We start from the raw sequence: 24222 nt of genomic DNA on the forward strand, positions 1-24222 counted from the left end.
AGCGACACTGTTGCGAGAGTAGGTGGGTTCCAACGGTTTCATGACCACAATCACCCCGTTGCATCACATCCGCGTTGCGCTGGAGCGCAATCCCTACGACGTTGTGATCGGTGCCGGCAGCCTGGCCAGCCTCGGCCAGCAGATGCTGGACGCGGGGGTCCAACCCGGTCGGCGTGTGCTGGTGGTGAGCAACCCGGATGTCGCAACGCCCTATGGAGACGGCTGCCTGAACAGCCTCAAGGATGCAGGCTTCAGCACTGAACTTCTGGTGATCGACGCCGGCGAACACCAGAAAACCCCCGCAACGGTGGCATCAATTCACGATGCCGCTTATGGCGCCAAGCTCGAACGCAGCTCGCTGATGGTGGCCCTCGGCGGCGGCGTTGTCGGAGACATGACCGGTTTTGCGGCAGCCACCTGGCTGCGGGGCATTCAGGTTGTGCAGGTTCCAACCACCCTGCTGGCGATGGTGGATGCATCCATCGGTGGCAAGACCGGCGTCAACCATCCCCGCGGCAAGAACCTGATCGGAGCCTTTCACCAGCCGCGCCTGGTGCTGATCGATCCTTCAACCCTCAACACCCTGCCCGAACGGGAATTCCGTGCCGGCATGGCGGAGGTCATCAAATACGGAATTCTCGGAGATACTGAATTGTTTGATGAGCTGGAGGCCTGCAATGACCCGAGCACGCCCTCGGGGCTTGGAGCCGAGCGCTTGAGCTCAATCCTGGGTCGATCCGCTGCTGCAAAGGCACGAGTGGTGGAGGCTGATGAACGGGAAGGAGGTTTGCGAGCAATTCTGAATTACGGCCACACCTTCGGCCACGTGGTGGAGACCCTCTGCGGCTATGGCACCTGGCTGCATGGCGAGGCAGTCGCCATCGGCATGGTGGCTGTGGGCGAACTCGCCGTGCTGCGGGGAAGCTGGAGTCGCAATGAAGCGGATCGGCAACGCCGGCTGATCGACAGCAGCGGACTACCCACCGCCTGGCCCGATCTCTCCGCAGAAGCTGTACTGAACAGCTTGCAGGGCGACAAAAAGGTGCGCGATGGTCGATTGCGCTTCGTGCTCCCAACAGGGATCGGTTCCGTCGAAATTCGCGATGACGTCAGTCGCGAGGAGATTCTGAGTTGCCTGGAGCAGCTGCAAGGCTGAAGCCCCCCTCGGGCAATCCCCAGAGATAGGTGAGCCAGCGGAAGGCACCAAGACCCGAAGGGTCCACCAGCCGAAGCAGGGTTTCACGGCGCTGCAAGGCTTCCGCCAAACGTTGGCCAGGCAGCTGTTGAAGGTCATGGAGACGCTCCGCGAGTCCCAGTGCAAGGAGTGCCTCACCCTGCTTGGCCTGATCACCCACCAACCAGCCGCTGCGCTTGGCGGCCTCAGCAACAACATCGATGCAGAGATGTGCCGTCAGGTCCTGCTCGCCGGGCTGATGCAACGGCGACAGGCCCGCCGCTTGGGCTCGAACAGCCATGAGGGTGCCCTCCGAGCGCCGAGCCGTGTAGTAGCGATGGGCTTCCAGGGCGTAATCAATCACGAGGAGCACTCCTGCATCCAAAGCGGCGCCCACCGTGGCGAACCAATCGGGGAGTGCACTGTTCCACTCCGTGGTCCAACCCTCCTCTGCATCGGGGGGAGGCAGCTGGATGCCGCGATTGATGCACACACGCTTGATCTCGTCCTGCAATGCAACTGGCAGGGGCCGATGGGTCGTCCGCAGCCCATGGGTTTGATCAAGTTCAACCCACTCCTGTTGGAGTGATCCATCACGCCACACCAATCGCTCCACCGGGAGGGCATCCAGCAACTCATGGGCGATCACCACCCCACGCACCGGATCACTCCGCAGCTGCTCAAGGGAGCACCACCGCACCGACAAACCATCCACCTGCTGAAGCCGGGCCTGCTGTCGCTGACGCATGCCGGGGTTGACCTCAACCAACACCATCTCGATATGAGGCAGTAGCGCTGAGTCGGAAGAGCAAAGTTGGGCGATTAGATCATGGGCAAGATGGCCTTCCCCAGGCCCGATTTCAACAATCGAAAGGCGCTGATCAGTATCCGTTCTGGACAGGGAAGCGAGCCAGGTCAGGAGTTGGGGCGCCAGCAGGGCAGTGAAGTCGCTGCCCAGGGATGGAGACGTGACGAAATCACCCTGGGTTCCGATGCGGGCACGGCCTGCTCCGTAGTAGCCATGCTCTTGCTCGTTGAGAGCCAGATCCATGAACCGTGAAAACGGAACGGCACCCCCCGCCTGTTGCAGATGCGTTGCCAACCAGTCGGGACAGGCCGCAGCCATCGGTTTCATTGGAGAGAATGCCGGTCGCTGCAGCAGTTCCATGGGAACACATCGCATCCAACATCTGTGGAGCTTCGTCGTGGTGGCTCTGGTCAGCCTGGGTGTTCTGGTGACTCCCGCTGATGCCTACGACAACCCCGAGCTGCTGCCAGATCACCCCACCCCGGTGATCGACCTCGCCAAGGTTTTCAGTGATACCCAAAGGGCCCAGTTGGAGGCATCCCTTGGTGATGTGGAAGAGCGCACAGGCTGGAAAATGCGAGTGTTGACGCAGTACGAACGCACGCCAGGACTAGCCATTCGCGAGTTCTGGGGGCTGGATGAAAGCAGCCTGCTGCTGGTGGCAGACCCACGGGGGGGGAATCTGCTGAACTTCAACGTCGGCGATGCCTATTTCGCGATGATGCCGCGCACCTACTGGGTCGAGCTGCAGACCCGTTACGGCAACCAGTACTACGTCAAGGAGCACGGTGAAGACGGAGCTGTGCTCGATGCGCTCAATGCTGTGGAGATCTGTCTTGACCGGGGCGGCTGTCAGGTTGTGCCAGGACTTCCGCAAGAACAGTGGCTGTGGACGCTAACCACATCGGTTTTTGGAGGCTTAATTGCAGGCTTTGCGGCCTACCCCCGCAAGGACGATGAAACGATTGCCTGGGGCTGGATGCTTTTGCTGTCACCACTTTGGGTGATGTTGTTTGGCGTCTTCGGCATCGCGCCCGTGATCACGCGAACATCTGAGTATTTGCCCATTCTGAGAAACACCGTTGGCTTCCTCGGAGGCGGCATTGCTGCCTATCTGATCGCCCAGGTGACAGTGGGGCGTCGCCTACAGAGCGACACAGAAGGTTGAGGAGAATTGATGCCCCTCAGAGCTGGGTTGCGCAAGCGATGCGCGACCCGGTGCAGATCGCAGGAGGGGCAATGAGAGCCTGACGCTTCAGATCGCGGAGGCGTCGGAGCTCAGCAAGATTCACGTCGTAAAACGAGCGCAGCCGCGCATATTTTTTGACGGGCTGGCCGTAGTAGCTCCTACCAGCAAGGGTGGGAAATGACGCCCACTCAGGAGCCAGCTTGGCAGCGAGGATTGGGCTGAGGACGCCGCTGTCGGTCAGAACAAGTGCTTTACGGCGCTGAATCAAAAACAAAGCTCCCTGATCTTGAGCCTCAGGACCAAACCCCCGTACACCGATGCTGCGTTGGACCAGATTCCAGGTGAACGGCATGAACTGGTAGGCCCCGGCAGCCGCACTGGCGTAGCGGGAGCTGTAGATCACGCGATTGGGATGACGGTCGAGAGAGGACATCAAGCCACCACCGAACATCACCCGATAACCAACATCCAGACCACCTTTCCAGGTGCCTTCAGCGAAGCGAATCGTGTTGAGCATTGCCCGACGTTCGGGCGTAATCACGTAGGGAATTGCCAGGCTGGGCTGGACTTCGGGGGTGTGAACCAACTGCGCCCGCGAGGCAGGGGGCAGCAAGCTGGCTTGCGCGGGCAGAACGGAACAAACGGCAGGCAGAACTCCGACGATCACGGCCGCCGAAAGCGTCTGACGACCGATGAATGCAGAGATAGCCATAAAAAGCGTTCAAAGAGCATGCCCTCAAAAGAGGACGAGAAGCACATCAGAAGCGGATGAGGTGCTCAGGCGGAAAAAATTTCCACTCGCGGTGACTTTGTCGAACCAAAGGTTCAAAGCAATAGGTATATATGCCAGTCAAACAATTGGACAAGCCATCAGCGTGGGCGCGAATTGGCGCGAAAAAGATTGTTTTAACGCTGAAAATTAAAAATGCTTTCAACCCAGCTCACCAGTGCCAAAGCGGCTTCTTGAGCCCCTAATGCAGAAAGAGGTTCCTCCGTGGGCGCCAACAAAGGCTGGTCCAACTGCCATGCCCCTGCGTCCAGCTCCAGCCGGCTGAGGAATCGGTGCTGACCGTGCCGTTGCAGGCCATCCATCAGCACAGACGCTTCAGCAAATCCGCTGCGCGCAACCACGTGAAGCCCAACACCCTGGGCCATCGCCTCACAAAAGCTGCTAAATCCCGGCTTCCCCAGAGAACGGGAACAGCGGCCGAGCACATCGACAGGACGCACCCCCTCCGGCAGAACTGTGAGATTGGGGAGTTCAGCCAGCTCAGGCTGTTGCGAGGCCGTGGCTGAGGCCGGAAGTAAGAAATGGTGGTTGGGCCAAAGCTGAAACAGATCACTGCGAAGGGACAGACCGATGCCACCGAACCCGACAAGAACCAGTGGAACGTGGAGGGCATCCAAGCAAGCCTCCAGATCCGCCGGAATGGGCCGCGGCGCGGCACACACCAACCCGAGTCTGCGGTCGGGTAAGCCCCAGTTCATGGGTAGATCAAACGGACAGCGCAGCAACAGATCACCACGGCGATAGGCCATGGCCGCGGCCTCAGCACGCCGTTGAAACGCAGGCCCCAAGGGGGCATAGATGTCATCCCATCCGAAATTGCTCATCCAGACCAGAGGTGCATCCACCCGCTTGGACAACGCGGCCGCAGCGGGGGGGATGTCCCCGAGGACCAGCACCGGCTGCTCCTGCGCCGCCAACCAGCTGGCTTCGACCTCAATCAAGGCCGGCAGCCTTTGCTCGAGCAGATCCAAGGCGGTGAGCGTGGCCGCACGCTTCACACCGAGAGCATCCGCTTGCACCATGCCCACATCCCACTGACAGGAACGTTGCTGAATGGACGAATCCCCCAGCAGACGCTTCAGCACAGGGGGTGGGAGCCCCGAACTCATGACCAGAGTCCACTCGGGCCGCAGGCGTCGAAGCTCCTGCAGCACTGCCGCATCCCGAGCCGCGTGGCCAAAGCCATGGCTGCTGCTGCAGGTGTAGATCAGCACGACGAGGGAGCATCCATCGGCAACTGCTCCTGATGGATCAACTCAGCGTCTGAGGTGTACCAACGATGGGCCAGCTGAGTCAGCTGGGGGCCCTGGAATTCAGCCCAGGAGAGATGCATAAGGGGCCGATCTTGGCCATCAAGCCCGGAGCGCGGCACGCAGGCAGCATTGATCAGTGCCGTTCCGTGGCGGTGGCGCAGCAGGTTCTGCCGGAGACCGGAGCCCCGTTTGAGGGCATGGTGCATGTGGCCGAAAATCACCAGATCTGCAGGTCGATTCCGGGCCATGCGATCCAAGGCGAGGGCAAGATCCTGATCACCCCAGTCAACAGCTGGCGTTTTCCAATCCCGACCACAGGGACTGGCTGCATCCGATCCCAGCCCCGTGGGACCGCAATGGGCCATCACGATCAAGGGCTGATCGGCGGGCACATCTGCCGCGGCCTGAACGATCCGATCGGCGGACGCCTCAAGCGACACCGGTCCGTACACCGCCTCCACGGCATTTGAGAGATGAAAACCACCTCCAGCACTACAGGGACGTGCACCGACAATCGTCAAGGGGAGCTCCGGCCATTGGATGGCCCGCCAAGCACAGTGAAGATCACCGAGTACAGCCAATTGCTGCTCAAGGATGCCGCCACTGCGATCCCGCCCACGATCGTGATTCCCCAGGATCACGGCCACGGGAAACGGAAGACGCGTGATCCTGCGCGTCAGACGCAGGTCGCCATCGGAGAGATCACCAACGAAGAGAACAGCGTCGGGCTTGAGGATCTGCAGAAGCTGCTCATCCGCATCGCCCCAGGCGCCATGCAGATCACCAGCAATGGCAAGTCGCAGGTGCGTCAGAGCGGATGCCTAGGCTGTGTTCATCCTGCCCCGAACCGGTCCTGATGAGCGCTGACACCGCCCTTGTTGCGGCGATCAACCGGCTTCGCGAAGACCGCAATGCCGTGATCCTGGCGCATTACTACCAGGAACCGGAGATTCAAGACATCGCCGATTTCGTTGGCGACTCACTGGAACTATCACGACAAGCTGCCAGCACCGATGCAGATGTGATCGTGTTCTGTGGTGTGCATTTCATGGCAGAGACCGCCAAGATTCTCAGCCCAGAAAAAACGGTGGTTCTGCCGGATTTGGATGCTGGTTGCTCCCTGGCGGATGACTGCCCAGCAGACGACTTCGCCCGGTTTCGTTCGAATCACCCCGATCACTTCGTGGTGAGTTACATCAACTGCACGGCAGCAGTGAAAGCGCAGAGCGATCTGATCTGCACCAGCAGCAATGCCGTGGATCTGGTCAATCAACTGCCACCGGATCAGTCGGTTCTGTTCGCACCAGATCAAAACCTGGGGCGCTGGGTGCAGCAACAGAGCGGTCGCGAGCTGACCCTCTGGCCTGGACGCTGCATCGTCCACGAAACATTCAGCGAAGAAGCCGTGCTTGCGCTCAAGCACGAACATCCCTCGGCAGAAGTCATCGCCCACCCTGAATGCCAGCAGAACCTGCTGGACCTGGCGGACTTCATTGGCTCCACCAGCAAACTCTTGAACTACACAGAACAAAGTGCCTCAGACAGTTTCATCGTTCTGACGGAACCGGGGATCCTGCATCAGATGCAGCAACGGGTGCCCGAGAAGACGCTGCTCGACGTCCCTGGGCTGGATGGCTGCAGCTGCAATGCCTGCCCTTACATGCGGCTCAACACCCTTGAAAAACTGAAGGCCTGCCTGGAAACCCTCACGCCTGCAATCGACATGGATGAAACCGTGCGCCTGAAGGCCCTGAAACCCATGCAGCGCATGCTTGAGATGAGCCGGTGAAACCGGATCAGGCGACCATCCATGGTTTTCAGCAATGGTGTGCACTGGGCACGGCGGTGCTCCTCGCAGCCTGCTCAACCATGAGCGAGCAAGAGAGGAAGGCGTTCCTCTGTGAGGAATGGGCACGAGGCACAAAAAATGTGGATCAACTCAAGGCGACCTACTCCATCGCCACAGGCAAGCAGTTGAAACTCCGATCGGGCGGACCTCGGACTGGAGTCAGCTACATCGACGGTGATCTCAAGCAGCTTGCCCGGGAGGTTGACACAGCCTGCGACGTCCAATCCATGGGATTGGAATAGATTTTCGAGCCGTAAAACATTGTGTTGAGGAGCGTCCTGTGAGCCGTGTATGGGGCATCGACGTCTTGGCCGGTCTGGCTCTCGTCGCGGGGGGTTCGAGCCTGAAGGTGACTGCACAACCCTGGAATCAACCAATCCCTCAACCCGCTACGGAATCCACACCACAAACAATTGAATTGGCCGACCACCTCAATACGGTTGGCGCCAAGTTTTTTGGGGCGCATTGGTGCCCAGCCTGCAAGGAGCAGATGAAACTCTTCGGCAAACATGCTGGAGGACGACTGAATTACGTGGAGTGCGGTCTGCCCGACAAGTATCCAAAGCAGGTGAGCCAATGCCGGGATGCCGGAATTCAATCGATACCTACCTGGACACGACCTGGATCAACGCGGCTCGAGGGTGTTCAGTCGATCAACACCCTCGAACGCTGGAGTGGTCTGAAACCACTCCAACAGAATTGATTACTTCTTACGGCAATAACCAGCGCCAACATTCATCCATCCGGAAGGGCAGGCTTCACCATTGGTGGGCATCATCTCGTAATAGATCGGTGACACACAGGTGGTGCCCAAGGTGTTGACGTAACCCAAAGGGCATTGGTTGTGACCCTGCGCTTTCGGAATCTTCTTCTGGGCCAGGGCGGAACTGGGAACAGCCAAAGCCGAGGCAAAGAGAGCGGCAACGAGCAGTTTCATCGCGATGACAACAACGCGATCAAGCTACGGGGCTTTCAGACTGTCTGCAGCGATCAGCAGCTGGGCTTGATCGAACGCACTCCCGAAGGGTTGTACTGCCGAGCAGCAAAGGCCTGGGTCGACCCATGGCGCCCAGTCCCTAGGGCTCTGATCACCCACGCCCATGCCGATCATGCAAGGCCCGGATGCGGAGAGTATTGGGCTGTAGCGTCCAGTGAAGGGGTTCTTCGCCAGAGGCTCGGACAAGACATCACGCTTCACCCGGTGGCCTTCGGCGAAGAACTTTGGCTCGGACAGTGCAAGGTGTCGTTTCACAGTGCCGGACACGTGCTCGGCTCAGCGCAGATCCGCCTGGAATCGGAGGGTGAAGTGTGGCTGGTCAGCGGTGATTACAAGCGCGATGACGACCCCAGCTGCGATCCCTTTGAACCGGTGCGCTGCGATGTGCTGATCACCGAAGCGACCTTCGGGATGCCGATCTATCGCTGGCAGAGCGGTGCCGAGGTGGCCCAGGACATCCATGCCTGGTGGACCAGTGATCGCAGCAGGCCATCACTGCTGTTCTGCTACGCCTTCGGCAAGGCCCAACGCTTGCTGGCCGAACTCAAGGCCATTGGCGTGGAGGAGGAAGTGCTGCTGCACGGCGCCGTGGAGACCGTGACCCGTCACTACCGCGAGGCGGGGGTTCCGATGACCCCCAGTCGTCCCGTCAGTGAACTGCCCCGCAAGGATCCTCTCCATGGGCGATTGATCCTGGCGCCGCCATCGGCCCATCGCTCCAGCTGGATGCGCCGCTTCAAGTCACCCCAAACCGCCTTTGCCTCCGGCTGGATGGCCGTGCGCGGAGCCCGGAGACGCCGGGGTTACGAGCGAGGGTTCGTGCTCAGTGACCATGCCGACTGGCCTGGATTGCTCCAGACCGTTCGGGACAGTGGTGCCCGCAAGGTGTACGTCACCCATGGGCAGAGTGATGTTCTGGCCCGTTACCTGCGTGAGATCGAGGGATTGGATGCAGAAGCGCTGGAGACCCTGTTTGAAGGGGAAGCGGACTAAAACTTGGCGACGCCGTCGGGGAGCTCGGGAAGGTTCAGGTTCGCTTCACGGCCTTCGATCGCGGCATTGAGCGACTCGATCATCATGGCGTTGCCGCTGTCTTTAACGGCCTCAAGCGCCTGCTGAAGACGACGACGACGGTCGGAAGGATCATCCGAGGTGCCAGAGCCGTTCACGGGAGTCACGACGGCCGTCGCTGAGGCGCTAGCGCGCACGTTGCTGAGTTGTTGCGCCAGGTTGTCCCAGAGGAGTGCCATCCGGCTGATCCAAAAAGCTGTCGCTCAGATCAACACAGGTCTCCACCGGATTTCCAGCTCTGATCACAAAATGTCTTGTCAGGATGGCGGGACTGTTGACGCACCCCGTTCAAGCGCGCATGCGTGCCTTTCAGGACCTGTTCAATCAGCTGGATCAGGTCACGGGCACCAAGGCCAAGGTGCAGGCGCTGGTGGATCACTTTCAGGAGGTCGATCCAGGGGAAGCGGCTTGGGCGTTGACGCTCCTGTTGGGCAAACGCCGCCGCCGCTTGATCACCGGTCGCCGCCTCCGCGACATCCTGCGTGACCGGGGCGGTCTTCCGGATTGGCTGATCGACGACTGCTACGGCCAAGTGGGCGACTCAGCTGAAACCATCAGCCTGCTCTGGCCCGCCGTGCAACAGCGCGTTGAAGCCACGGATCCAGGCCTGCCCAGCGCTGAGGGGGATATGCCCCTCAGCTGGTGGATGGAGACCCTGCTGCCGGCCATCAGCACCAGAAGCGACGACGATCAGGCCAATGCGGTGATCTGGCTCTGGCACAGGATCCCGCTCGACCAGCACTTCATCGTTAATAAGTTGCTCACAGGGGGGTTCCGTGTCGGCGTGTCGACGGGACTGATCAGCCGCGCCATTGCCGAGGCGTTTGATCTCGAAGAAACACTGGTAGTGCAACGGCTGATGGGCGGGTTTGAGCCCTCCGCTGAGCGATTCGTTCAACTCACCGCCCCTGCGACGCCGGATGAGCACCGCTCCAGTGGCACGCCATACCCCTTTTATCTCGCCAGTCCACTGGAGCCCGAACGGCTTCGGGAGACATCGGTGAACGATTGGAAACTGGAGTGGAAATGGGATGGGATCCGCGGTCAACTGATTCATCGCGGGTCAGGGATCTATCTCTGGAGTCGTGGGGAAGAGTTGGTTAACGACAGCTTCCCTGAACTAGTGGATGTCGCCCAGGCCTTGCCCTCCGGAAGCGTTCTGGACGGTGAACTGATCTGCTGGCAGCAGAACGAGGCAACACCGCTTGGCTTTGATCAGCTGCAACGACGTCTCGGCCGCAAAACCGTTGGAGCGGGGTTGAGAAGGGAATGTCCGATGCGATTCATCGCCTACGACCTACTGGAACATCAGGGCATCGACATTCGCCAGCAGGCATTGAGGCAGCGCCAGAATCAGCTGGCTGACTTGCTCGGCAACATCGAGCATCCCGAATCGTGGCGGTTGCAGCAGAGCCAGTCCTGGTCGATCGACACCTGGGAGGAGCTGGATCAACAACGCAACCAGGCCCGTCAGCACAACGCCGAAGGGCTGATGCTCAAACACGCGGAGTCGCCTTATCTGAGCGGAAGAAAACGCGGCCATTGGTGGAAACACAAACTCGAGCCGATGACGCTCGACGCTGTGCTCATCTATGCCCAGGCAGGGAGTGGGCGTCGGGCCAATCTGTTTACCGATTACACCTTCGGCCTCTGGACCAACACGGCTGAGCCGCAGCTGGTGACCTTCGCCAAGGCCTATTCCGGCCTGAACGATGCCGAAATCCTTGAGCTCGACCGGTGGATCCGTCGGAACACAGTGCAACGCTTCGGCCCGGCGCGATCGCTCAAAACAGCATTGGTGTTTGAAATCGGCTTTGAGGGCATCCACCCGTCAAAACGCCACAAATCGGGAATCGCTGTGCGGTTCCCGCGAATCCTGCGCTGGCGCCGCGACAAACCCGCAGAGGAAGCGGATTCGCTGCAAACCGCGATGGCTTTGATCCAGAACCGCTGATGGCACGTTCCGAGAGCAAGCCAAAAGCCTGCGACCCACGGTTGAGCCCAATCAAGGCCTGGTTCGCCCACAAAAACTGGACCCCTCTCCCGTTCCAGCAAGAGACCTGGAGCGCCTATCTAGCGGGGCGGAATGGGTTGATTCAAGTGCCCACAGGGTCCGGCAAAACCTTCGCCGCCGTCATGGGACCCATCGCGCGGATGTTGGCAGACGAGCAGCCATTGAAGGGAATACGTCTGCTGTACATCACGCCCTTGCGCGCCTTAAGCCGCGACTTGTCTCTGGCGATCCGCGAACCGATCGAGGCGATGGGTTGGCCGATTCGAGTGGGCATCCGCAACGGCGACAGCAGCAGCAGCGAACGCACCAAACAACTCAAGGCCCCACCACAGATTCTGGTCACAACACCGGAATCCCTGGCTCTCCTGCTCAGTAATGCCAAAGCTGAAGAGCTTTTCGGTCAGCTCCAGACGGTGATCCTCGACGAATGGCACGAATTGATGGGCAGCAAACGGGGCAGCCAGACGGAGCTAAATCTGAGCTGGTTGCGGCAGCTCCGCCCTCAGCTCCAGACCTGGGCGATCAGTGCCACCATCGGCAACATCGATCAGGCTGCTCGCCACGCGCTGGGAACGACAGCTGAACCGCAGCTGATCGGAGGAGCCCCGGCCCGCGGTACGGAGATTCAGAGCATCCTCCCGGAAACGATCGATGGCTTCCCCTGGGCCGGGCACCTCGGGTTGCGGATGTACGAAGAGCTGGTGGCCCGCCTCAATCCCGGGATCAGCACCTTGCTGTTCACCAATACCCGCAATCAGTCAGAGCGTTGGCACCAGTGTCTGCGCTTTGCCTGTCCGGAGATGGAAGAGGGGTTGGCCCTTCACCACAGCGCCATCGATCGCAGCGAACGTGAAGCCATCGAGGCCTCCGTGAAAGCGGGCAGCATCCGTTGGGTGGTGTGCACCAGCTCTCTTGATCTGGGGGTGGACTTCCAACCCGTCGAACAGGTGGTGCAGATCGGAAGCCCCAAGAATCTGGCGCGACTGCTGCAGCGTGCGGGGCGATCAGCCCACTTGCCCGGCGGAACATCCCAGGTGCTGTTCATGCCCACCAATGCCCTGGAACTACTTGAGCTCAGTGCTGTGCGTCGGGGACTCGCGGAAGGTCTGGTGGAACAACGCAAACCTCCCAAAGCTCCTCTAGATGTGCTGCTGCAGCACCTCACAGGGCTGGCCTGCGGCCCTGGCTTCAATCCCGATCAGACCTTGCAAGCCGTGCGGAGCTGTGCGGCCTACGCCGATCTGAGCCAACACGACTGGGACTGGTGCATGTTGTTTCTGGAGCAGGGCGGGGAGTGCCTCGGGGCCTATCCCCGGTACCGCAAGCTCGAGTGGGAGGCGACCAGCCAGCGATACCGGGTTCGAGAAAGTGCCATCGCACGCCTGCACCGTCTCAACGTCGGAACGATCACGGCTGCACCGGCGATCACAGTGCGGTTTGTGCGTGGTGCCGTGCTCGGCCATGTGGAGGAGACCTTCATCAGCCAGCTGAAACCGAAAGATGTGTTCTTCTTCTCCGGACGCCAACTGGAATTTGTTCGCCTGCGGGACATGACCGCCTACGTGAAGGTGAGCACGAAGAAAACGCGCACGGTTCCCGCCTGGGCTGGGGGGCAGATGGCGCTCTCCGATCTGCTCACCCATCACCTGCGGCTGGAGGTGGACCGCGCCAGCCGCGGGGATCTCGACAACGCTGAACTACAGGCTTTAAAGCCACTGTTTGAACGGCAACAGGACCTCTCCGTGCTCCCAACGGTTGGACAACTATTGATCGAAACCTGTCGCACCCGGGAGGGAACGCATCTCTTCGCTTACCCCTTTGAAGGTCGGTTCGTGCATGAAGGCATCGGCTTTCTCTGGGCTTCGCGGCTGACCCGTCTGGAACGCGGCACCATCACGGTGTCGGTCAACGACTACGGCTTTGAACTGTTGGCACCGAAGAGCTACCCCATGGCGGAGCTGCTGGAAGACCACATCGATCTGCTACTCGATCGACAAAAGCTGGAGCACGATCTGAAAAACGCCCTGAATCTTTCCGAGCTGCAACGGCGACGCTTCCGAGCCATTGCCCAAATCGCTGGCCTGATGAACCGAGGATTCCCCGGATCAAGCAAGAGCACGGGGCAGCTTCAAATCAGTGCGTCACTGCTCTTCGATGTGTTCACCCGCCATGAACCACAAAACAGGTTGCTGCTGCAAGCACAACATGAGGTGCTCAACGACCAGTTAGAGATCTCTCGACTGGAGGCAGCCTTGGAGCGTGCTGCGAGCCAGGAATGGCTGCACGTTGAAACCCCGAGGCCCAGCCCGCTGGCATTTCCACTGCTTGTGGAACGCCTCAACAACAGGATGAGCAATGAATCCGTTTTAGAGCGGGTTCAGCGGATGAGAGAGGAGGCACTCCGCAAGGAGGGATAGTGATCAACGAGCAATGCGCTGGGGTGTCTGAATCGGTGCTTTGAAGACTGCTTCTGCAGTTGCAGTGAAGGGCTGTATCGATGGATCGCAGCACCTGGAAGCGGGCAGAACGAAGTCACTGCAGCTGTTCTGAGCCCCTATAACAAACATCCCAGGTCGAGACACCCCCGGCATCGAACCCCCAACGTGCAGAGTGAAGGCATGGAACAGCCGAACGCTCGACAACTCCGATCACTTCGGCTCTCTGCTTTAGCGCGTGATAACAGGGCAGTGGCTGAATTAAATGCACGAATCTCAAACTCGCCTGACTACCTGGTTGAGGAGCTGATGAAACGCCATGGGTGGCCTGCTCACGAAGCCATCTGTGCAGTCCAACAACTGCAGGAGAAAGCTTTCCAAGAAACCGCAGACCACTCAGCGGCTTGATCGAAGGGTGACCAAGGGCAGGCATTTTGCGTACAAGTGAACGGGATGTGGAATAACCGGGATGTGGAATAACGATGAGCTGCAAACGATTACGGCTGCCTACGCCGTGAGGCTCAGCCCATCAGCATGATCAAGCTGCAGCCCAATGCATTGGAAGAGCGAGCCCTGGCACTACAAAACTGATGACTGAACCAACGAAGCCCAGAGCCCTGACCTATACGGAAATGATGAACGGGGGCCGTCAGCACCTGGATGATGCTGAACATATCCGCGAGCAAGAGCTGGAGAAGAAGGTCGTCGCCCTGGAACGTCATGTCGATCACTTGGAACGAGCCCTTAAGGACAGCGCAACGCCAAAGAGGGACGCCTCCCTTCCTGAAGAAAAAAGGGCATAGCGCATTTGTTTGTTCATGATTGAACCCTTGATGTGATGAAGGGTTGAGAGGCAAGCCCACCAGGACAGGAATGGGTTGAACACTCCTATGGCTCGCTTCCATCACCCCTGTCTCGATCACATCACCGGGTACGACATTCCCAGGGCTGTGCCTAGAGCGATCGTTCCCAGTACAAGCAGCAGCATCAGCTTCATTGTTCGTCCCTAAGAAAAAACCTCCCTGGAAGGGGAGGTTCAAATGAAGTGTCCACACATGTTGTGCCTAAGGAGCGGTGATGAATCACGAGGTCAGTGAGCCCTCACCTGATGCTTTGAAAAATCGTTTGAAGCAACTCGTGCTGATCACAGGAAGGTCGCCAGATTGATGAACTTCACAGGCATTCATGGCCATGGGGCACAGGGGAGCTGACCTAACGAAAAGAGGCCAGCTTTTCGCTTGCAGCTTTTAAGGCTTCCTCGCAAGCAGCACGATCATCGTTATCAATGTCACCTTGGCTGCCGTTTAAACGCGATTCGAGAAAAGCGATCTCGTCAATCCAATAGTCCTTGTCCTTGTTCTGTTGATCCATCACTCCCTGAGCAGAAAACTCCAAGCCATCAGCGAGCACAAAGAGGAAGGCCGCCCTCCCCGATGGAAAGACGGCCTAACTCGCTCGTTTATGCATTGCAGTCGACCTAATCAGTGATGCTGGTTCCGTGAAGCGAGATGCTCAGTCGAACGACAGTGAACTGAAAAAAGAAGGTCGAAGCGTCTGGCTTGTAGCAACCCTGGGGCCATTTGAACCAGGTGTGAAGCGGAACTCCTACGGGGCACCTACGCACGGTGCAGAGGAGTGTCGACTGATCAGACGACCAACAGTGTCGTCACAGACGAAGTGCTCACGTTTGGGTTGAAAAGTTGGAGCAGGGGCCAAAAAAGTCAGGCTGCTTCTGCGGTTTGCTCAGGTGGAGTGTCGGCCGTCATGGGCTCCTCCGATCTCGATGCACACACTCTCGGCAGCCGTGGAGCATCAGGCAATCAGCTGTCGTGCTCATTGCCTCCTGGGGCTATTTGTCCGATTGTGGAGGCGGCGTACCTAGCGCCTTATCCCAGAGCCAATGCTGCAGGCGCTTGAAGGATCCGGCCTGGGGTGAGGCAGTGAAGCTTGAATAAAGTCCCTAAAGTCCGCGTCAAACCGGATCACCAAAGGTGCAAAAGCTCGGGGAGATCAAACTCAAGCAAGTTCCGCAGCTGAACACTGCAAACAGCTCGCTTCTGATCCGGAAGCACAAAGAGGTTCTGAACCTGATGATGAGAACCTTCTCACTCGACACCTACGGCCTGACTTGGGCTCAGTTCTTCAAAGGGTTTGGATTAGGAGGTTTGGCCGTTTGGCTGCTGATGCGCTGAGATCAGCGGTGCCTTACGGGCCTACCTCCCTGTCGCATGGACTCGAGCATGCCTTTCTCTAGGGCCGTGAGTTTGGGTGCAGGCTCATTCAGCGCAGCTTCCGCACGTGACTTGGCTGCTGCAATGAACCTGTCTGTCTTATCTCCAGAGTCAAAAGCCAAATCTTCTTAGCAGAGTGCACTCAACCTATTGATCTGAAGGAGTTGATGCTCAGGACTTAAGAAAAAACCCTGGACAATGGTGATGCAGGCTAGGGAACCCAAGCGTGGGCGGTGCAAAGCGTGGGCGGTGCAAAGCGTGGGCGGTGCAAAGCGTGGGCGGTGCAAAGCGTGGGCGGTGCAAAGCGTGGGCGGTGCAAAGCGTTGGCAGTGGTCCCTCTCATGCGTCGTGGAGGGGCGAGCTGAGGGGCCTGCTCCTTTTTTATTGGCTGAGACTCTCATCGCAAGATCGTTGCTATCGGTTGGAGGTTTCAACCACCGAGCTGATGAGTCGTTTCCCCGTCTTTTATTGCTCTCCAGTGGGCGTTGGAGCTGGGTTCAAGCCTGTGGAAGCAAGAGATGCCTATGAGGCTGAACAGATTGTTCAGCGTGAATATCCAGGCGCTGTGACCGCCTCTCTGAGTGAGCGGGTAACGAACGAAGAGGAGATCAAGCGGTTGTTTATGGACTGGCTTGAAAAAGTCTGAGCACCAGGAACGGCTGAGGGCTGGCATGAGGAGCCATCCGATGACGTTTGCGCCACCCACCTGGCTCAACATCGACGCAGACACCTACAAGCGGCTGCTGAACCGCACAGCGGTAACAATCACCAAGCGCGCCAAGAAACGAGGAGCGACCTATCAGGTGAAGGAGGCTATTGATGCCATCCATGCAGCCTTTCACCGTTGTAACGGAAGAGATCCCTACGACGGACTGCCCTTGGACGGTGAACGTCTGGAAGGCAGCCGGTGTCCGACGGTCTGCCCAGTTGGCAACGAAACCATCGCCCAATTTGAGATCCTCAGCCACCAGACCAAAGAGGCCAAGGGCACGATGAACGCCGAGGAATTCATCACCCACTGCCGCGCCGTCGTGGCCCATGCAGAAACAACGTCAACAGCAAAGTGATGACCACCGGAAAGAAACTGTTCTTGGTGGTGTTGGGCGGGCGTTGCAAGGGGTGCCATATCGAGCAACACGATGTGCGCTGGGTGGTGGGTGAGACCATCGACGCCACGCTGCCGACCCTGCGTCAGGAATGGATCGGTCTCCGCCGTGGCTTGCACATCGACAGCTATCGCTGCATCGACCACGTCGATGGACACTGCGTAGAGGTTGTTGAGCAGGCTCAGGATTCATCCACTGCTGATCAAGCACAGCGTCTGTGGTTCATCAACCTTGGGGCCTATGACCCCACGTCTATGGCGGAACAGCACTCGTTCGGAGTGATCGTGGCGCATTCATCCGCATCCGCAAAAGCGCGGGCTCGCCAGCGTTGGCTAAGGGGACTGGAACAGGTTCACAAGGATGATCTGCACGGTGTTCAGATGGACAGCGCACTGGATGATCTGCTGCCGATTCAAGGCAATGGTCAGTGGCATTTGAAACTGACAGCTGACCCAGATATCGAAGAAGCACCACCACATCCCGACTGGTACGGGTACTGGAAGATATGAACAAAAAAGCCATTAAAACGACAACAAGATTGAGCCCTGAATCGCTGCTTTGAACCAAGCGAGCAAAGGGGAACCGAGGCTGCTTCCGATGGCAAAACAACTTGGTTGGATTGAATTGAACTGCTACATCCACAGAACAAACGCAGTTCAGCTAAAACAATCTCCCAATGAGGATGCGTCGTGTTGATTCTGATCCTCCTCCTCCTGACTGGCTCCTATGCCGGACTGTGGGCTTTGCGCTTTGTGCTGGAGCAACGCACAGACACGGAGTGAAAATCCGTCGACGAGGAGCATCCCGTCACATTTGAGCGGAAAGCTGAAATGGTTTTCCCATCCACGCTGGATAGCGTCGGATCAGTCAAACGATCGGCCATGTCGCTCGCCCAACGTCTCAGTACAGCTGCCCTTCTGATTGCCGTCGCAGGCATCGGTGTCAGCCCCGCTGCCCAGGCCCACAACGATCACCATCACCACTCCCACAAGAAGCAGAAGGCCTACAACAAGGGATACCGGAAGGGCTACAACAAGGCGGTTAAACAGACCTATCGCCCCTACTACCGCACATATGCCCCGGTCTATGCACCGTTACGCCGGAGGTATGCACCCTTACGCCGAAGAGTCGTTGTTGCTCCAGCGCCCTGGCTTGCTCCTGTTCGTCCCTACAACTACGGCACTCGCGTCAACGTCGGGCTTGGGTTCAATCTGTAGACAGGTTCCAACTATCCATGTCTGAGCGTGTCAGCAACGAAGCCAGCGAGGCTTGGCGTGAGCATGTGCTGAAACAGGTCGTGGATTATCTGGAGACCAATCGCGATTCCATCATCGATCGATTCGAAGCCGACAACGCTCATCACCTGAAGCGTGAGGATATCGAAGACTCCGATCTGCTCGATTTCGATGTCGCGGTCACACTGCATCGCGATAAATCATCATCATTTGGCCTTGGATTCGGGTTTTTCAAGGCCAACATCATTCGATGAATCAGCTTGCAGGCTTCCAGAGAGCTTCAGGATCCTGGCGCTGCAGCGTTTCCTCAGCAAGCTTCAGATAGTAGAAGTAGCTCTGCCTGTCTTCAGATTCAGCGGCTTTGTTCATCAGGTGCAGATAGCTGAGTCGCTGGTCGCTCTTCATACATGGTTAACAAGAGAGTGAACATTCTCTGCAAGCCACATTGATTTCGGTATCAGAGAGAACAACTGAAACAATTCCGGGCATCCAGGAGGCACTTTTTTATTTTTTCTTTTGAAGATTGTCCAGAAATCCCGCACCAAGGATGGAATCAACAGGGCTGGAATCAACAAGGCTGGAAGTCCTTCGTGACAGGCGGACCACCACCAGGAGGAACGACACAGTCGGATCCTTGGGGGCGTCTGTTTTGCTCAGGCAACGGAGCACTCTTCACAGCGGGCCTGATCTGTTGATCAGGCGACGCCCGATTCAGATCAATCTTGCCCGGCCTGATCAATTGGGACGTGACGCGATAAGCCAGGCCACCCAACAAACCAAAACCCATCGAAGCCAGGAAAACAACCAGAAGTTGACGCTGACGATTGTTCATCCCACATCTCCATCCCGTTGAATGTTGGTTGGCATCGAGCTCTGGCCCTGAATCTCAGTGAATGACAGAGATTTGACAGATCAAAACAGACGGCCGGATGATCCGCTTGCTGCAGCTTGAACGATCGAAACACAGTCTCTGCTGACTCTGCTCACCCCCTTCCTCGTCTTCGGTGCGTTGTTTGTCGTCCTACTGCTGGTATGGGACAGATGACAGCCCCCGTTGCGGGACTCTTCTGGACGCCGTACGCCGATTGGATTTACACCGTTGTCAGCCTGAGTGGTCTCATGCTGATCACCTGGTTGGTGCTCGGCCGAAGCAGTAGCAACTGACCGACCTCACGCAGCAAGCAACTCCATCTCTGGCTGAAGCAACACATCGCGGGCTGTGTTGAACCGTGTCATCAGCGCGGGATCCCCCCCTTTGTCTGGGTGATGTTGAACGGCCAGCAGTTTGTGGGCCCGCTTCACCTGTAAAAGGGTCAAGCGACCGGTCAACGGCAAGGCAAGGCACTGTCGGGCCTGAATGGCTTCGAGACCGGGATCGCGCCCCATCGGGCATTGGTCACGTCGATGGTTCGACGTTCCTGGTTTGCGCTTTTTGCTTGATTTCCGCTTGGACGTGCTGGCCTGTCCGCCAAAGCCTTTCAATTCCTGCACAACTTGATCCCCGAAGCACGCCACAATGCCCGATCGCGTGACGCCGCGGGGAGCTCAATCACCCAGCTGCGACCACCAATGGTCGATTCGATCCGTCGAGCCATACCAACTTTGACCGAACAAGCCACCATGGGCCGTATCGGAAAGCTCGATCCAACGGGCATCGCGCAGCAGAGCCGATTCAACCGGAACCAGGCCATCGCCCTCCAAATCCGGGTCGCCCATGATCTGGCGATAGCTACGGGCAGAGGTGCGGGTTGAGAAGGCTGATGCATTTGATCCCAGAGGATCAAGCCGACCCGCAACAGCCACGTAATCCACCTGATCAGCTTCAGGGCAACCGGGAAACGCACGATCCACACGCGCCCGTAGCGGTGTGGCACGCATAGCCTGATGGGGACTGCCCAGGGTGATCAGGCGGTTGCACCGGGTTGCGCCGTTGAAGCAGCGTCCCAGAAAGGTCTGATCGACCAAATACGGCCGCAACATCACCCCACCGGAACTGTGACCAATCAAGGTGACGCGCTCGTTCCGAGACTGGCGCTGAAGCTCGCGCACATAGGAATCGACACGGTCCAACAGGCGACACCAGCCAAAGCCCCAACTCGTTGCCAGCCAATCCAATCTGGATGCAGCCACGATGCGCACTGGAGCGCCGGTGGCTTGATGAATCCAATCGGCGAGGGGGCGATACGCCTCATCGGTAATCAGAAAACCACCGAGGATGACAACAGGCTGAGACAGGCGAGACGTGCCGGACAAGATCAGATCGTGCTGATCAATTGATCAACGCACATTGCGGGGCATCGATGAGGTCGTACCCACACTGGATTCGGCTTCCACCAGGTTCAAGAAAAGTGCTCAGTTGTTGACCCTCTGCAGAAGCCTCAAGAACAATCTGCTGACCGATCAACACGATCCTGAACCGCCAGGGGAGAAGACCCGGAAGGGTGAAGCTCATGGTGATTGTGGTTCTCGCCTCAAGCTGCCGCAATTCAGGCCAACGTCCATCACTCAATTCCGAGACAAGTGAAGGGATTAGTGGAGAGGTTTCTGAGCCACGACAGCGAAAAAGGGATCACCCTTGCCACCGAACAATCCCATCACGCCTTCGGCTCGGGTGTCTTCAGCAATTATTTCCGGCTGGGGCCAGCCCTGTGCCATCAGCACATCAGCGATGTAACGCAGGTGATCGCCGTCATCACCATCGGTCCAAACCTGTGGAGCCTTCGTGAAGAACATCCGATTGGAAAATGCGACGATCACCTGACCACGGGGGCGGGTAATCCTCAACAGCTCTGCGGCGATCGGCTCCGGCTGCTGCAGGTACTGCCAACCGGCAACGATGAGGGTGGCATCGATTGAATCAGCCTCCACCGGAAGGGTCTGTTCCTGGTTCAGGTTCTGAACCCAGTGCTGATCCAAACGGGGATTGGCTTTCAATTCATCTCCATTGAGGCCATGGCCGATGACCTTGTCGTAACTGACATCCTCCGGGAGATGGCTCACCCAACTGCTCATCAGATCCAACACCTGGGCGCAGGGGGGAATGCGCTCGCGATAGAGGGTCGTCAGTCGAGCCCGAAAACCGACATCCAGATGATGAACAAAGCGGGGCTCGCTATAGAAGATCGCGTCATCCGAGGAATCCAACTTGAACCGTTGGGAGTCCTCAAGAACAGAAACAACCGCCATCGATCAACCCAACTGCAGGTACCAACGCAAAGCAGCGCCGAGCTGACCTGAGATTCCCAATCCGGTCAGCTTTTCAAGCACCACCGCAGCGACGAAACCAAGCATGGCTACACGGCCGTTAAGGCGTTCCACATCGGTCAGAGCGGAACGGTTCCAGGGACGTGCTGTGGTCAGCGACTCGCCGAAGCGCTCAGGTTTTTCATAACGAAAAGCAGGCCGACTCATCGCAACGCACAAATCCAGCGGACCTTAACCACAGTTCCGTCGCGACCGGGGTAGACACTCCACGCACCGTCGGAATCACGTTGCTCAAGCTGACCGCTGGCGCAGTTGGCACGCATCGGCAGAACTCGGTGGGTCCACCGGTCTTGTCCTCCACGCTGGATCAACAATCCCGCCTCCACTTCGACAGCACCATCCACGGCTTGGGGAGAGCGAATGTATTCAGCCGCTTTGAGAGATGGGGTCTCCAGTGCTTCCATGAAGATCCAACCGATACCCGGCAGCAGGCGGCTCCGACGCAACTGCCAGACCGCCGGTTCCTCCACAGGTTGCCAATCGGCCAGGGCCGGAACGGTCCCCAAGGACAGCAGAGACGCCAGAGCGAGTCTGAACGCCAGAGAGGAAGAGACCATGGGCAAAACAATGAGGACAGAGGGATCGGAACGACTGGCGAATGCTTCAAACAGCTTCACGAAGCGTTGAAACGCAAACATGAATGAATGGTTATGGAATTCCACATGGCAGGAGTGCCAGCTTGAAACCGTTGCTCGATTCATCCATGGCCAGCATTGCTCAGGGACGGGCTGCTTACACAGTGCGCCACAAGACATCCAACGGAGAAAAGCTGGAATCGTGCTTCTACGCCACCGACGCCTTTGAGGCGCGCCTGCTGGCCATGGAGTTCAACGCTTACATCCGTCAACATCCGAACTGCATTGATTCGATTCTCAGGACGGAGGCTTGAGGGGGGCACGGCGCCGCTCCACCTGAACGAAGACCAGCCAGGCCAGGCTGGCAAGACCACCTCCAATCCAATCGCTGCGGAGCAGTTCGACAATGGCGATGGTGCTGGAGCCGATGCGTAGACCCCGCAGAAGCAGGTCCGTTAGGGGAGGTGTCCGGCGCTTGTCGCGCTCCATTGGTCGGCTCCGAAAAGATGGTGAGGTTGCAGAGCCCCATGATCTCAGCCGTGCCTGATCAGACTGCCGCAGCTCTCCTGGCCAGGGAGCGCCAGATTCGCCGCGGGGGCAGCGACATTCAGATCGAGGCTTTACCAGGCTGCTGGATGTTGCAGCAGACCTGGAGTCGCCGCGGCGATGCACCGGCTCCTGGCACCGCAACACTGCTGCGTTGGCTGCAGGCCAGCCTGATTCTCAAACGCTGCGATCAAGACCTAACAATCATCAATCAGGTCTGTTTGGCCGGTTTTAAGTTGCAGTTCAGTGGCAGTGCCCATCTGAAAGGTTCAAGGCCACTCCTGGTGTTTAGCTTCGCGACGTTGGAGCTCTCCTGGTCTGGTCAGGTGCTGCATCGGCGAAGCCTGCCACCACCGCCACCGCAACGTCTGCCCTTCTTTGCGCTGATCGAGCTGAACGAAAAGCAGGGAACGCTGACGGCGCGTGGCCGGGGTGGGGGACTGGCTCAGTGGTCGCGCCTCAAGCAGGACTCCCCATGAAGCCCGCCGTCGCCCTGGCCATGCTGCAGCGGGAGGGTCGGTGGCTGCTCCAGCTGCGTGACGACATCGACACGATCATCTATCCAGGTCACTGGGGGCTGTTTGGCGGCCACCTCGAGCCGGGCGAAACAGCCATCGAAGCCGTGCATCGGGAACTTCAAGAGGAGATCCACTGGTCACCCAGCGTGGCGCTCGAGCCCTGGTTCAGCGATGACAGCGGCAACCGAGTGGCCCATGTGTTCCGCGGACCCCTCAGCGTGCCGTTGAACAAGCTGCAGTTGAAGGAGGGTCAGGAGATGAAGCTGGTCTCCCTAAGCGAACTGCTGAGTGAGTCCATATGGAGTGAGCGGCAGCAGGAGCTGCGGCCCGTCGCTCCACGCCTATCGATCGTGATTGAACGGCTGCTTCAGGAGGGCCATGACCACTGAAACCTGGCTGGATCTCCGCAACATCGAGGCCTGGCTGGGCGGTCGCCCGGTCTTGCACAACATCAATCTGCAACTGACGCTGCGGCAATCGACAACGGTGCTGGGCCCCAATGGTGCGGGCAAGAGCAGTCTGGTGAAACTGATTGACCGCAGCCTCTACCCGATCGTTCGACCCGACTCCCATCTGCATCTGTTCGGCAGTAAAACGGTGAACCTCTGGTCGCTGCGCAGCCGCCTGGGTGTGGTGTCGAGCGAGCTGGAGCAGCGGCTTCATCCAAAGACAGCTGTTGACGAGGTTGTGGTGAGCAGTTTCTTCGGTGCAACGCGGCTCGGTCGTGATCAGCAGCCAAACCCTGAGCAATGGGAGCAAGCGCGTGCTCTGCTCGATCAATTGCAGCTCAACGGCATCCATGAACGCTGTTACGGAGAACTGTCGGACGGACAGCGGCGCCGCCTTCTGATCGCTCGAGCCCTGGTCCACAAACCAGAGGTGCTGGTGCTGGATGAGCCCAGCCGCGCCCTTGATCTAAGGGCCTGTCATCAACTGCTGGCGATTCTCCAAGGCTTGATCAAAGCGGGAACGACCGTGGTTCAAGTCACCCACCGGGTGGACACCATCGTTCCGGAGATGCAACGCGTGCTGTTTCTGAGCCAGGGAACCATCGTGGGCGACGGCAGTCCCCGTGAAATGCTGCGGCCGACCGCGTTGAGTGAGCTGTTCAAGACCCCGCTCAACGTGGTCGAAGCCAATGGGTTTCGCCAGGTGCTTCCCGGGTAG

Annotated in this window: 34 protein-coding genes; 20 read left to right on the top strand and 14 right to left on the bottom strand. The window is 58.5% G+C overall.

Translation table 11 applies throughout. From position 1 onward, the window contains the following. Positions 1–40 precede the first annotated feature (40 nt). Complete coding sequence (gene aroB / locus FZX13_RS03470) at positions 41–1156, top strand: 3-dehydroquinate synthase (RefSeq protein ID WP_226407299.1); 1116 nt, start codon at positions 41–43, stop codon at positions 1154–1156. Here the strand turns inward: aroB and FZX13_RS03475 are convergent. Then, positions 1110–2342 carry a class I SAM-dependent methyltransferase gene (locus FZX13_RS03475; RefSeq protein ID WP_226407301.1) on the bottom strand — a complete coding sequence of 411 codons (1233 nt, stop codon included), beginning with the start codon at positions 2340–2342 and terminating at the stop codon, positions 1110–1112. The genes aroB and FZX13_RS03475 overlap by 47 nt on opposite strands. Here FZX13_RS03475 and FZX13_RS03480 point away from each other — a divergent pair. Then, complete coding sequence (locus tag FZX13_RS03480) at positions 2341–3150, top strand: TPM domain-containing protein (protein WP_115021980.1); 810 nt, start codon at positions 2341–2343, stop codon at positions 3148–3150. The two genes, FZX13_RS03475 and FZX13_RS03480, sit on opposite strands and share 2 nt — an antisense overlap. 16 nt (positions 3151–3166) lie before the next feature. Here FZX13_RS03480 and FZX13_RS03485 read toward each other — a convergent pair whose 3' ends face one another. The 3 genes from FZX13_RS03485 to FZX13_RS03495 form a co-directional block, all read right to left on the bottom strand. Then, the gene (locus FZX13_RS03485) at positions 3167–3883 is read right to left on the bottom strand and encodes a glycoside hydrolase family 104 protein (RefSeq protein ID WP_226407303.1); all 717 of its coding nucleotides are present in this window, start codon (positions 3881–3883) and stop codon (positions 3167–3169) included. 194 nt (positions 3884–4077) lie between these two features. Then, positions 4078–5175: a hypothetical protein gene (locus FZX13_RS03490; protein WP_226407305.1), complete on the bottom strand. Its 1098-nt coding sequence runs from the start codon at positions 5173–5175 to the stop codon at positions 4078–4080. After that, positions 5169–5957 (bottom strand): TIGR04168 family protein, encoded by a 789-nt coding sequence (locus FZX13_RS03495; protein ID WP_370630789.1) that lies wholly within the window; start codon positions 5955–5957, stop codon positions 5169–5171. The genes FZX13_RS03490 and FZX13_RS03495 overlap by 7 nt, the downstream gene beginning before the upstream one ends. Before the next feature lie 113 nt (positions 5958–6070). Here FZX13_RS03495 and nadA point away from each other — a divergent pair, with 113 nt between their 5' ends. From nadA to FZX13_RS03510, 3 genes are read left to right on the top strand one after another with little or no spacing between them, the layout of a single operon-like run. Continuing rightward, positions 6071–7003: a quinolinate synthase NadA gene (gene nadA, locus FZX13_RS03500; RefSeq protein ID WP_255617926.1), complete on the top strand. Its 933-nt coding sequence runs from the start codon at positions 6071–6073 to the stop codon at positions 7001–7003. Next, the gene (locus FZX13_RS03505; RefSeq protein ID WP_226407309.1) at positions 7000–7305 is read left to right on the top strand and encodes a hypothetical protein; all 306 of its coding nucleotides are present in this window, start codon (positions 7000–7002) and stop codon (positions 7303–7305) included. The genes nadA and FZX13_RS03505 overlap by 4 nt, the downstream gene beginning before the upstream one ends. Positions 7306–7343: 38 nt before the next feature. Continuing rightward, positions 7344–7766, top strand: coding sequence for a hypothetical protein (locus FZX13_RS03510; RefSeq protein ID WP_226407311.1), 423 nt, complete (start codon positions 7344–7346; stop codon positions 7764–7766). On the opposite strand, the gene FZX13_RS03515 is transcribed toward FZX13_RS03510, so the two are convergent. After that, positions 7767–8000 (bottom strand): hypothetical protein, encoded by a 234-nt coding sequence (locus tag FZX13_RS03515; RefSeq protein WP_115021967.1) that lies wholly within the window; start codon positions 7998–8000, stop codon positions 7767–7769. A 66-nt stretch (positions 8001–8066) separates the two neighbouring features. On the opposite strand from FZX13_RS03515, the gene FZX13_RS03520 reads away from it, so the two are divergent. After that, positions 8067–9053, top strand: coding sequence for a ligase-associated DNA damage response exonuclease (locus FZX13_RS03520; RefSeq protein WP_226407313.1), 987 nt, complete (start codon positions 8067–8069; stop codon positions 9051–9053). On the opposite strand, the gene FZX13_RS03525 is transcribed toward FZX13_RS03520, so the two are convergent. Continuing rightward, positions 9050–9310 (bottom strand): hypothetical protein, encoded by a 261-nt coding sequence (locus FZX13_RS03525; protein ID WP_226407315.1) that lies wholly within the window; start codon positions 9308–9310, stop codon positions 9050–9052. The genes FZX13_RS03520 and FZX13_RS03525 overlap by 4 nt on opposite strands. A gap of 119 nt (positions 9311–9429) precedes the next feature. On the opposite strand from FZX13_RS03525, the gene FZX13_RS03530 reads away from it, so the two are divergent. The 3 genes from FZX13_RS03530 to FZX13_RS03540 all read left to right on the top strand — a co-directional run bounded on the left by FZX13_RS03530 (position 9430) and on the right by FZX13_RS03540 (position 14383). Further along, entirely contained in the window at positions 9430–11085 is a 1656-nt protein-coding gene (locus FZX13_RS03530; RefSeq protein ID WP_226407317.1) for an ATP-dependent DNA ligase, read from the top strand. Further along, positions 11085–13562 carry a ligase-associated DNA damage response DEXH box helicase gene (locus FZX13_RS03535; protein ID WP_226407319.1) on the top strand — a complete coding sequence of 826 codons (2478 nt, stop codon included), beginning with the start codon at positions 11085–11087 and terminating at the stop codon, positions 13560–13562. The genes FZX13_RS03530 and FZX13_RS03535 overlap by 1 nt, the downstream gene beginning before the upstream one ends. Before the next feature lie 608 nt (positions 13563–14170). Further along, a complete protein-coding gene (locus tag FZX13_RS03540; RefSeq protein ID WP_115021957.1) occupies positions 14171–14383 on the top strand; it encodes a hypothetical protein in 213 nt (70 codons plus the stop codon). Positions 14384–14792: 409 nt separating this feature from the next. On the opposite strand, the gene FZX13_RS03545 is transcribed toward FZX13_RS03540, so the two are convergent. After that, positions 14793–14975, bottom strand: a complete 183-nt coding sequence (locus FZX13_RS03545; RefSeq protein ID WP_226407329.1) for a hypothetical protein — start codon at positions 14973–14975, stop codon at positions 14793–14795. Positions 14976–15571: 596 nt separating this feature from the next. On the opposite strand from FZX13_RS03545, the gene FZX13_RS03550 reads away from it, so the two are divergent. The 7 genes from FZX13_RS03550 (at position 15572) to FZX13_RS12890 (ending at position 19316) form a co-directional block, all read left to right on the top strand. Then, positions 15572–15772 (top strand): hypothetical protein, encoded by a 201-nt coding sequence (locus FZX13_RS03550; protein WP_115021953.1) that lies wholly within the window; start codon positions 15572–15574, stop codon positions 15770–15772. Positions 15773–16256: 484 nt separating this feature from the next. Continuing rightward, entirely contained in the window at positions 16257–16457 is a 201-nt protein-coding gene (locus FZX13_RS03555) for a hypothetical protein (RefSeq protein WP_115022121.1), read from the top strand. 40 nt (positions 16458–16497) lie between these two features. Further along, positions 16498–16878 (top strand): hypothetical protein, encoded by a 381-nt coding sequence (locus tag FZX13_RS03560; RefSeq protein WP_226407331.1) that lies wholly within the window; start codon positions 16498–16500, stop codon positions 16876–16878. After that, the gene (locus FZX13_RS03565) at positions 16878–17426 is read left to right on the top strand and encodes a DUF1543 domain-containing protein (protein ID WP_115094052.1); all 549 of its coding nucleotides are present in this window, start codon (positions 16878–16880) and stop codon (positions 17424–17426) included. The genes FZX13_RS03560 and FZX13_RS03565 overlap by 1 nt, the downstream gene beginning before the upstream one ends. A 372-nt stretch (positions 17427–17798) precedes the next feature. Continuing rightward, entirely contained in the window at positions 17799–18134 is a 336-nt protein-coding gene (locus FZX13_RS03570) for a hypothetical protein (RefSeq protein WP_226407333.1), read from the top strand. 17 nt (positions 18135–18151) lie between these two features. Further along, positions 18152–18406, top strand: coding sequence for a hypothetical protein (locus tag FZX13_RS03575; protein WP_226407335.1), 255 nt, complete (start codon positions 18152–18154; stop codon positions 18404–18406). A 787-nt stretch (positions 18407–19193) separates the two neighbouring features. After that, positions 19194–19316 (top strand): hypothetical protein, encoded by a 123-nt coding sequence (locus FZX13_RS12890; RefSeq protein ID WP_255613912.1) that lies wholly within the window; start codon positions 19194–19196, stop codon positions 19314–19316. A 6-nt stretch (positions 19317–19322) separates the two neighbouring features. Here FZX13_RS12890 and FZX13_RS03580 read toward each other — a convergent pair whose 3' ends face one another. The 6 genes from FZX13_RS03580 to FZX13_RS03605 all read right to left on the bottom strand — a co-directional run bounded on the left by FZX13_RS03580 (position 19323) and on the right by FZX13_RS03605 (position 22054). After that, on the bottom strand, positions 19323–19538 hold the full coding sequence (locus FZX13_RS03580) for a hypothetical protein (RefSeq protein ID WP_370630773.1): 216 nt from the start codon (positions 19536–19538) through the stop codon (positions 19323–19325). 159 nt (positions 19539–19697) lie between these two features. Next, positions 19698–20405, bottom strand: coding sequence for a triacylglycerol lipase (locus FZX13_RS03585; protein ID WP_226407338.1), 708 nt, complete (start codon positions 20403–20405; stop codon positions 19698–19700). A gap of 16 nt (positions 20406–20421) precedes the next feature. Further along, positions 20422–20604, bottom strand: a complete 183-nt coding sequence (locus FZX13_RS03590; RefSeq protein ID WP_226407350.1) for a hypothetical protein — start codon at positions 20602–20604, stop codon at positions 20422–20424. A 77-nt stretch (positions 20605–20681) separates the two neighbouring features. Further along, positions 20682–21338 carry a methyltransferase domain-containing protein gene (locus FZX13_RS03595; protein ID WP_226407352.1) on the bottom strand — a complete coding sequence of 219 codons (657 nt, stop codon included), beginning with the start codon at positions 21336–21338 and terminating at the stop codon, positions 20682–20684. Positions 21339–21341: 3 nt separating this feature from the next. After that, entirely contained in the window at positions 21342–21563 is a 222-nt protein-coding gene (locus FZX13_RS03600) for a chlorophyll a/b-binding protein (RefSeq protein ID WP_226398529.1), read from the bottom strand. Next, positions 21560–22054 carry a hypothetical protein gene (locus tag FZX13_RS03605; RefSeq protein WP_226407354.1) on the bottom strand — a complete coding sequence of 165 codons (495 nt, stop codon included), beginning with the start codon at positions 22052–22054 and terminating at the stop codon, positions 21560–21562. Before FZX13_RS03605 ends, FZX13_RS03600 begins: the two co-directional genes overlap by 4 nt. A 65-nt stretch (positions 22055–22119) precedes the next feature. Here FZX13_RS03605 and FZX13_RS03610 point away from each other — a divergent pair, with 65 nt between their 5' ends. Next, positions 22120–22305 carry a hypothetical protein gene (locus FZX13_RS03610; protein WP_114989374.1) on the top strand — a complete coding sequence of 62 codons (186 nt, stop codon included), beginning with the start codon at positions 22120–22122 and terminating at the stop codon, positions 22303–22305. On the opposite strand, the gene FZX13_RS03615 is transcribed toward FZX13_RS03610, so the two are convergent. Next, positions 22289–22480, bottom strand: a complete 192-nt coding sequence (locus tag FZX13_RS03615; RefSeq protein ID WP_115094066.1) for a hypothetical protein — start codon at positions 22478–22480, stop codon at positions 22289–22291. The two genes, FZX13_RS03610 and FZX13_RS03615, sit on opposite strands and share 17 nt — an antisense overlap. Positions 22481–22530: 50 nt before the next feature. Here FZX13_RS03615 and FZX13_RS03620 point away from each other — a divergent pair, with 50 nt between their 5' ends. Genes FZX13_RS03620 through FZX13_RS03630 form a run of 3 tightly spaced genes read left to right on the top strand, consistent with a single transcriptional unit; the run spans position 22531 to position 24222 of the window. Further along, positions 22531–23016, top strand: coding sequence for a hypothetical protein (locus tag FZX13_RS03620; RefSeq protein ID WP_226407356.1), 486 nt, complete (start codon positions 22531–22533; stop codon positions 23014–23016). Continuing rightward, positions 23013–23444: an NUDIX hydrolase gene (locus FZX13_RS03625; protein WP_226407358.1), complete on the top strand. Its 432-nt coding sequence runs from the start codon at positions 23013–23015 to the stop codon at positions 23442–23444. Before FZX13_RS03620 ends, FZX13_RS03625 begins: the two co-directional genes overlap by 4 nt. Then, positions 23434–24222, top strand: coding sequence for an ABC transporter ATP-binding protein (locus tag FZX13_RS03630; RefSeq protein ID WP_226407360.1), 789 nt, complete (start codon positions 23434–23436; stop codon positions 24220–24222). Before FZX13_RS03625 ends, FZX13_RS03630 begins: the two co-directional genes overlap by 11 nt.

The sequence above is a fragment of the Synechococcus sp. MU1625 genome (assembly GCF_020514205.1).
In the GTDB taxonomy this organism is placed as follows: Bacteria; Cyanobacteriota; Cyanobacteriia; order PCC-6307; family Cyanobiaceae; genus Parasynechococcus.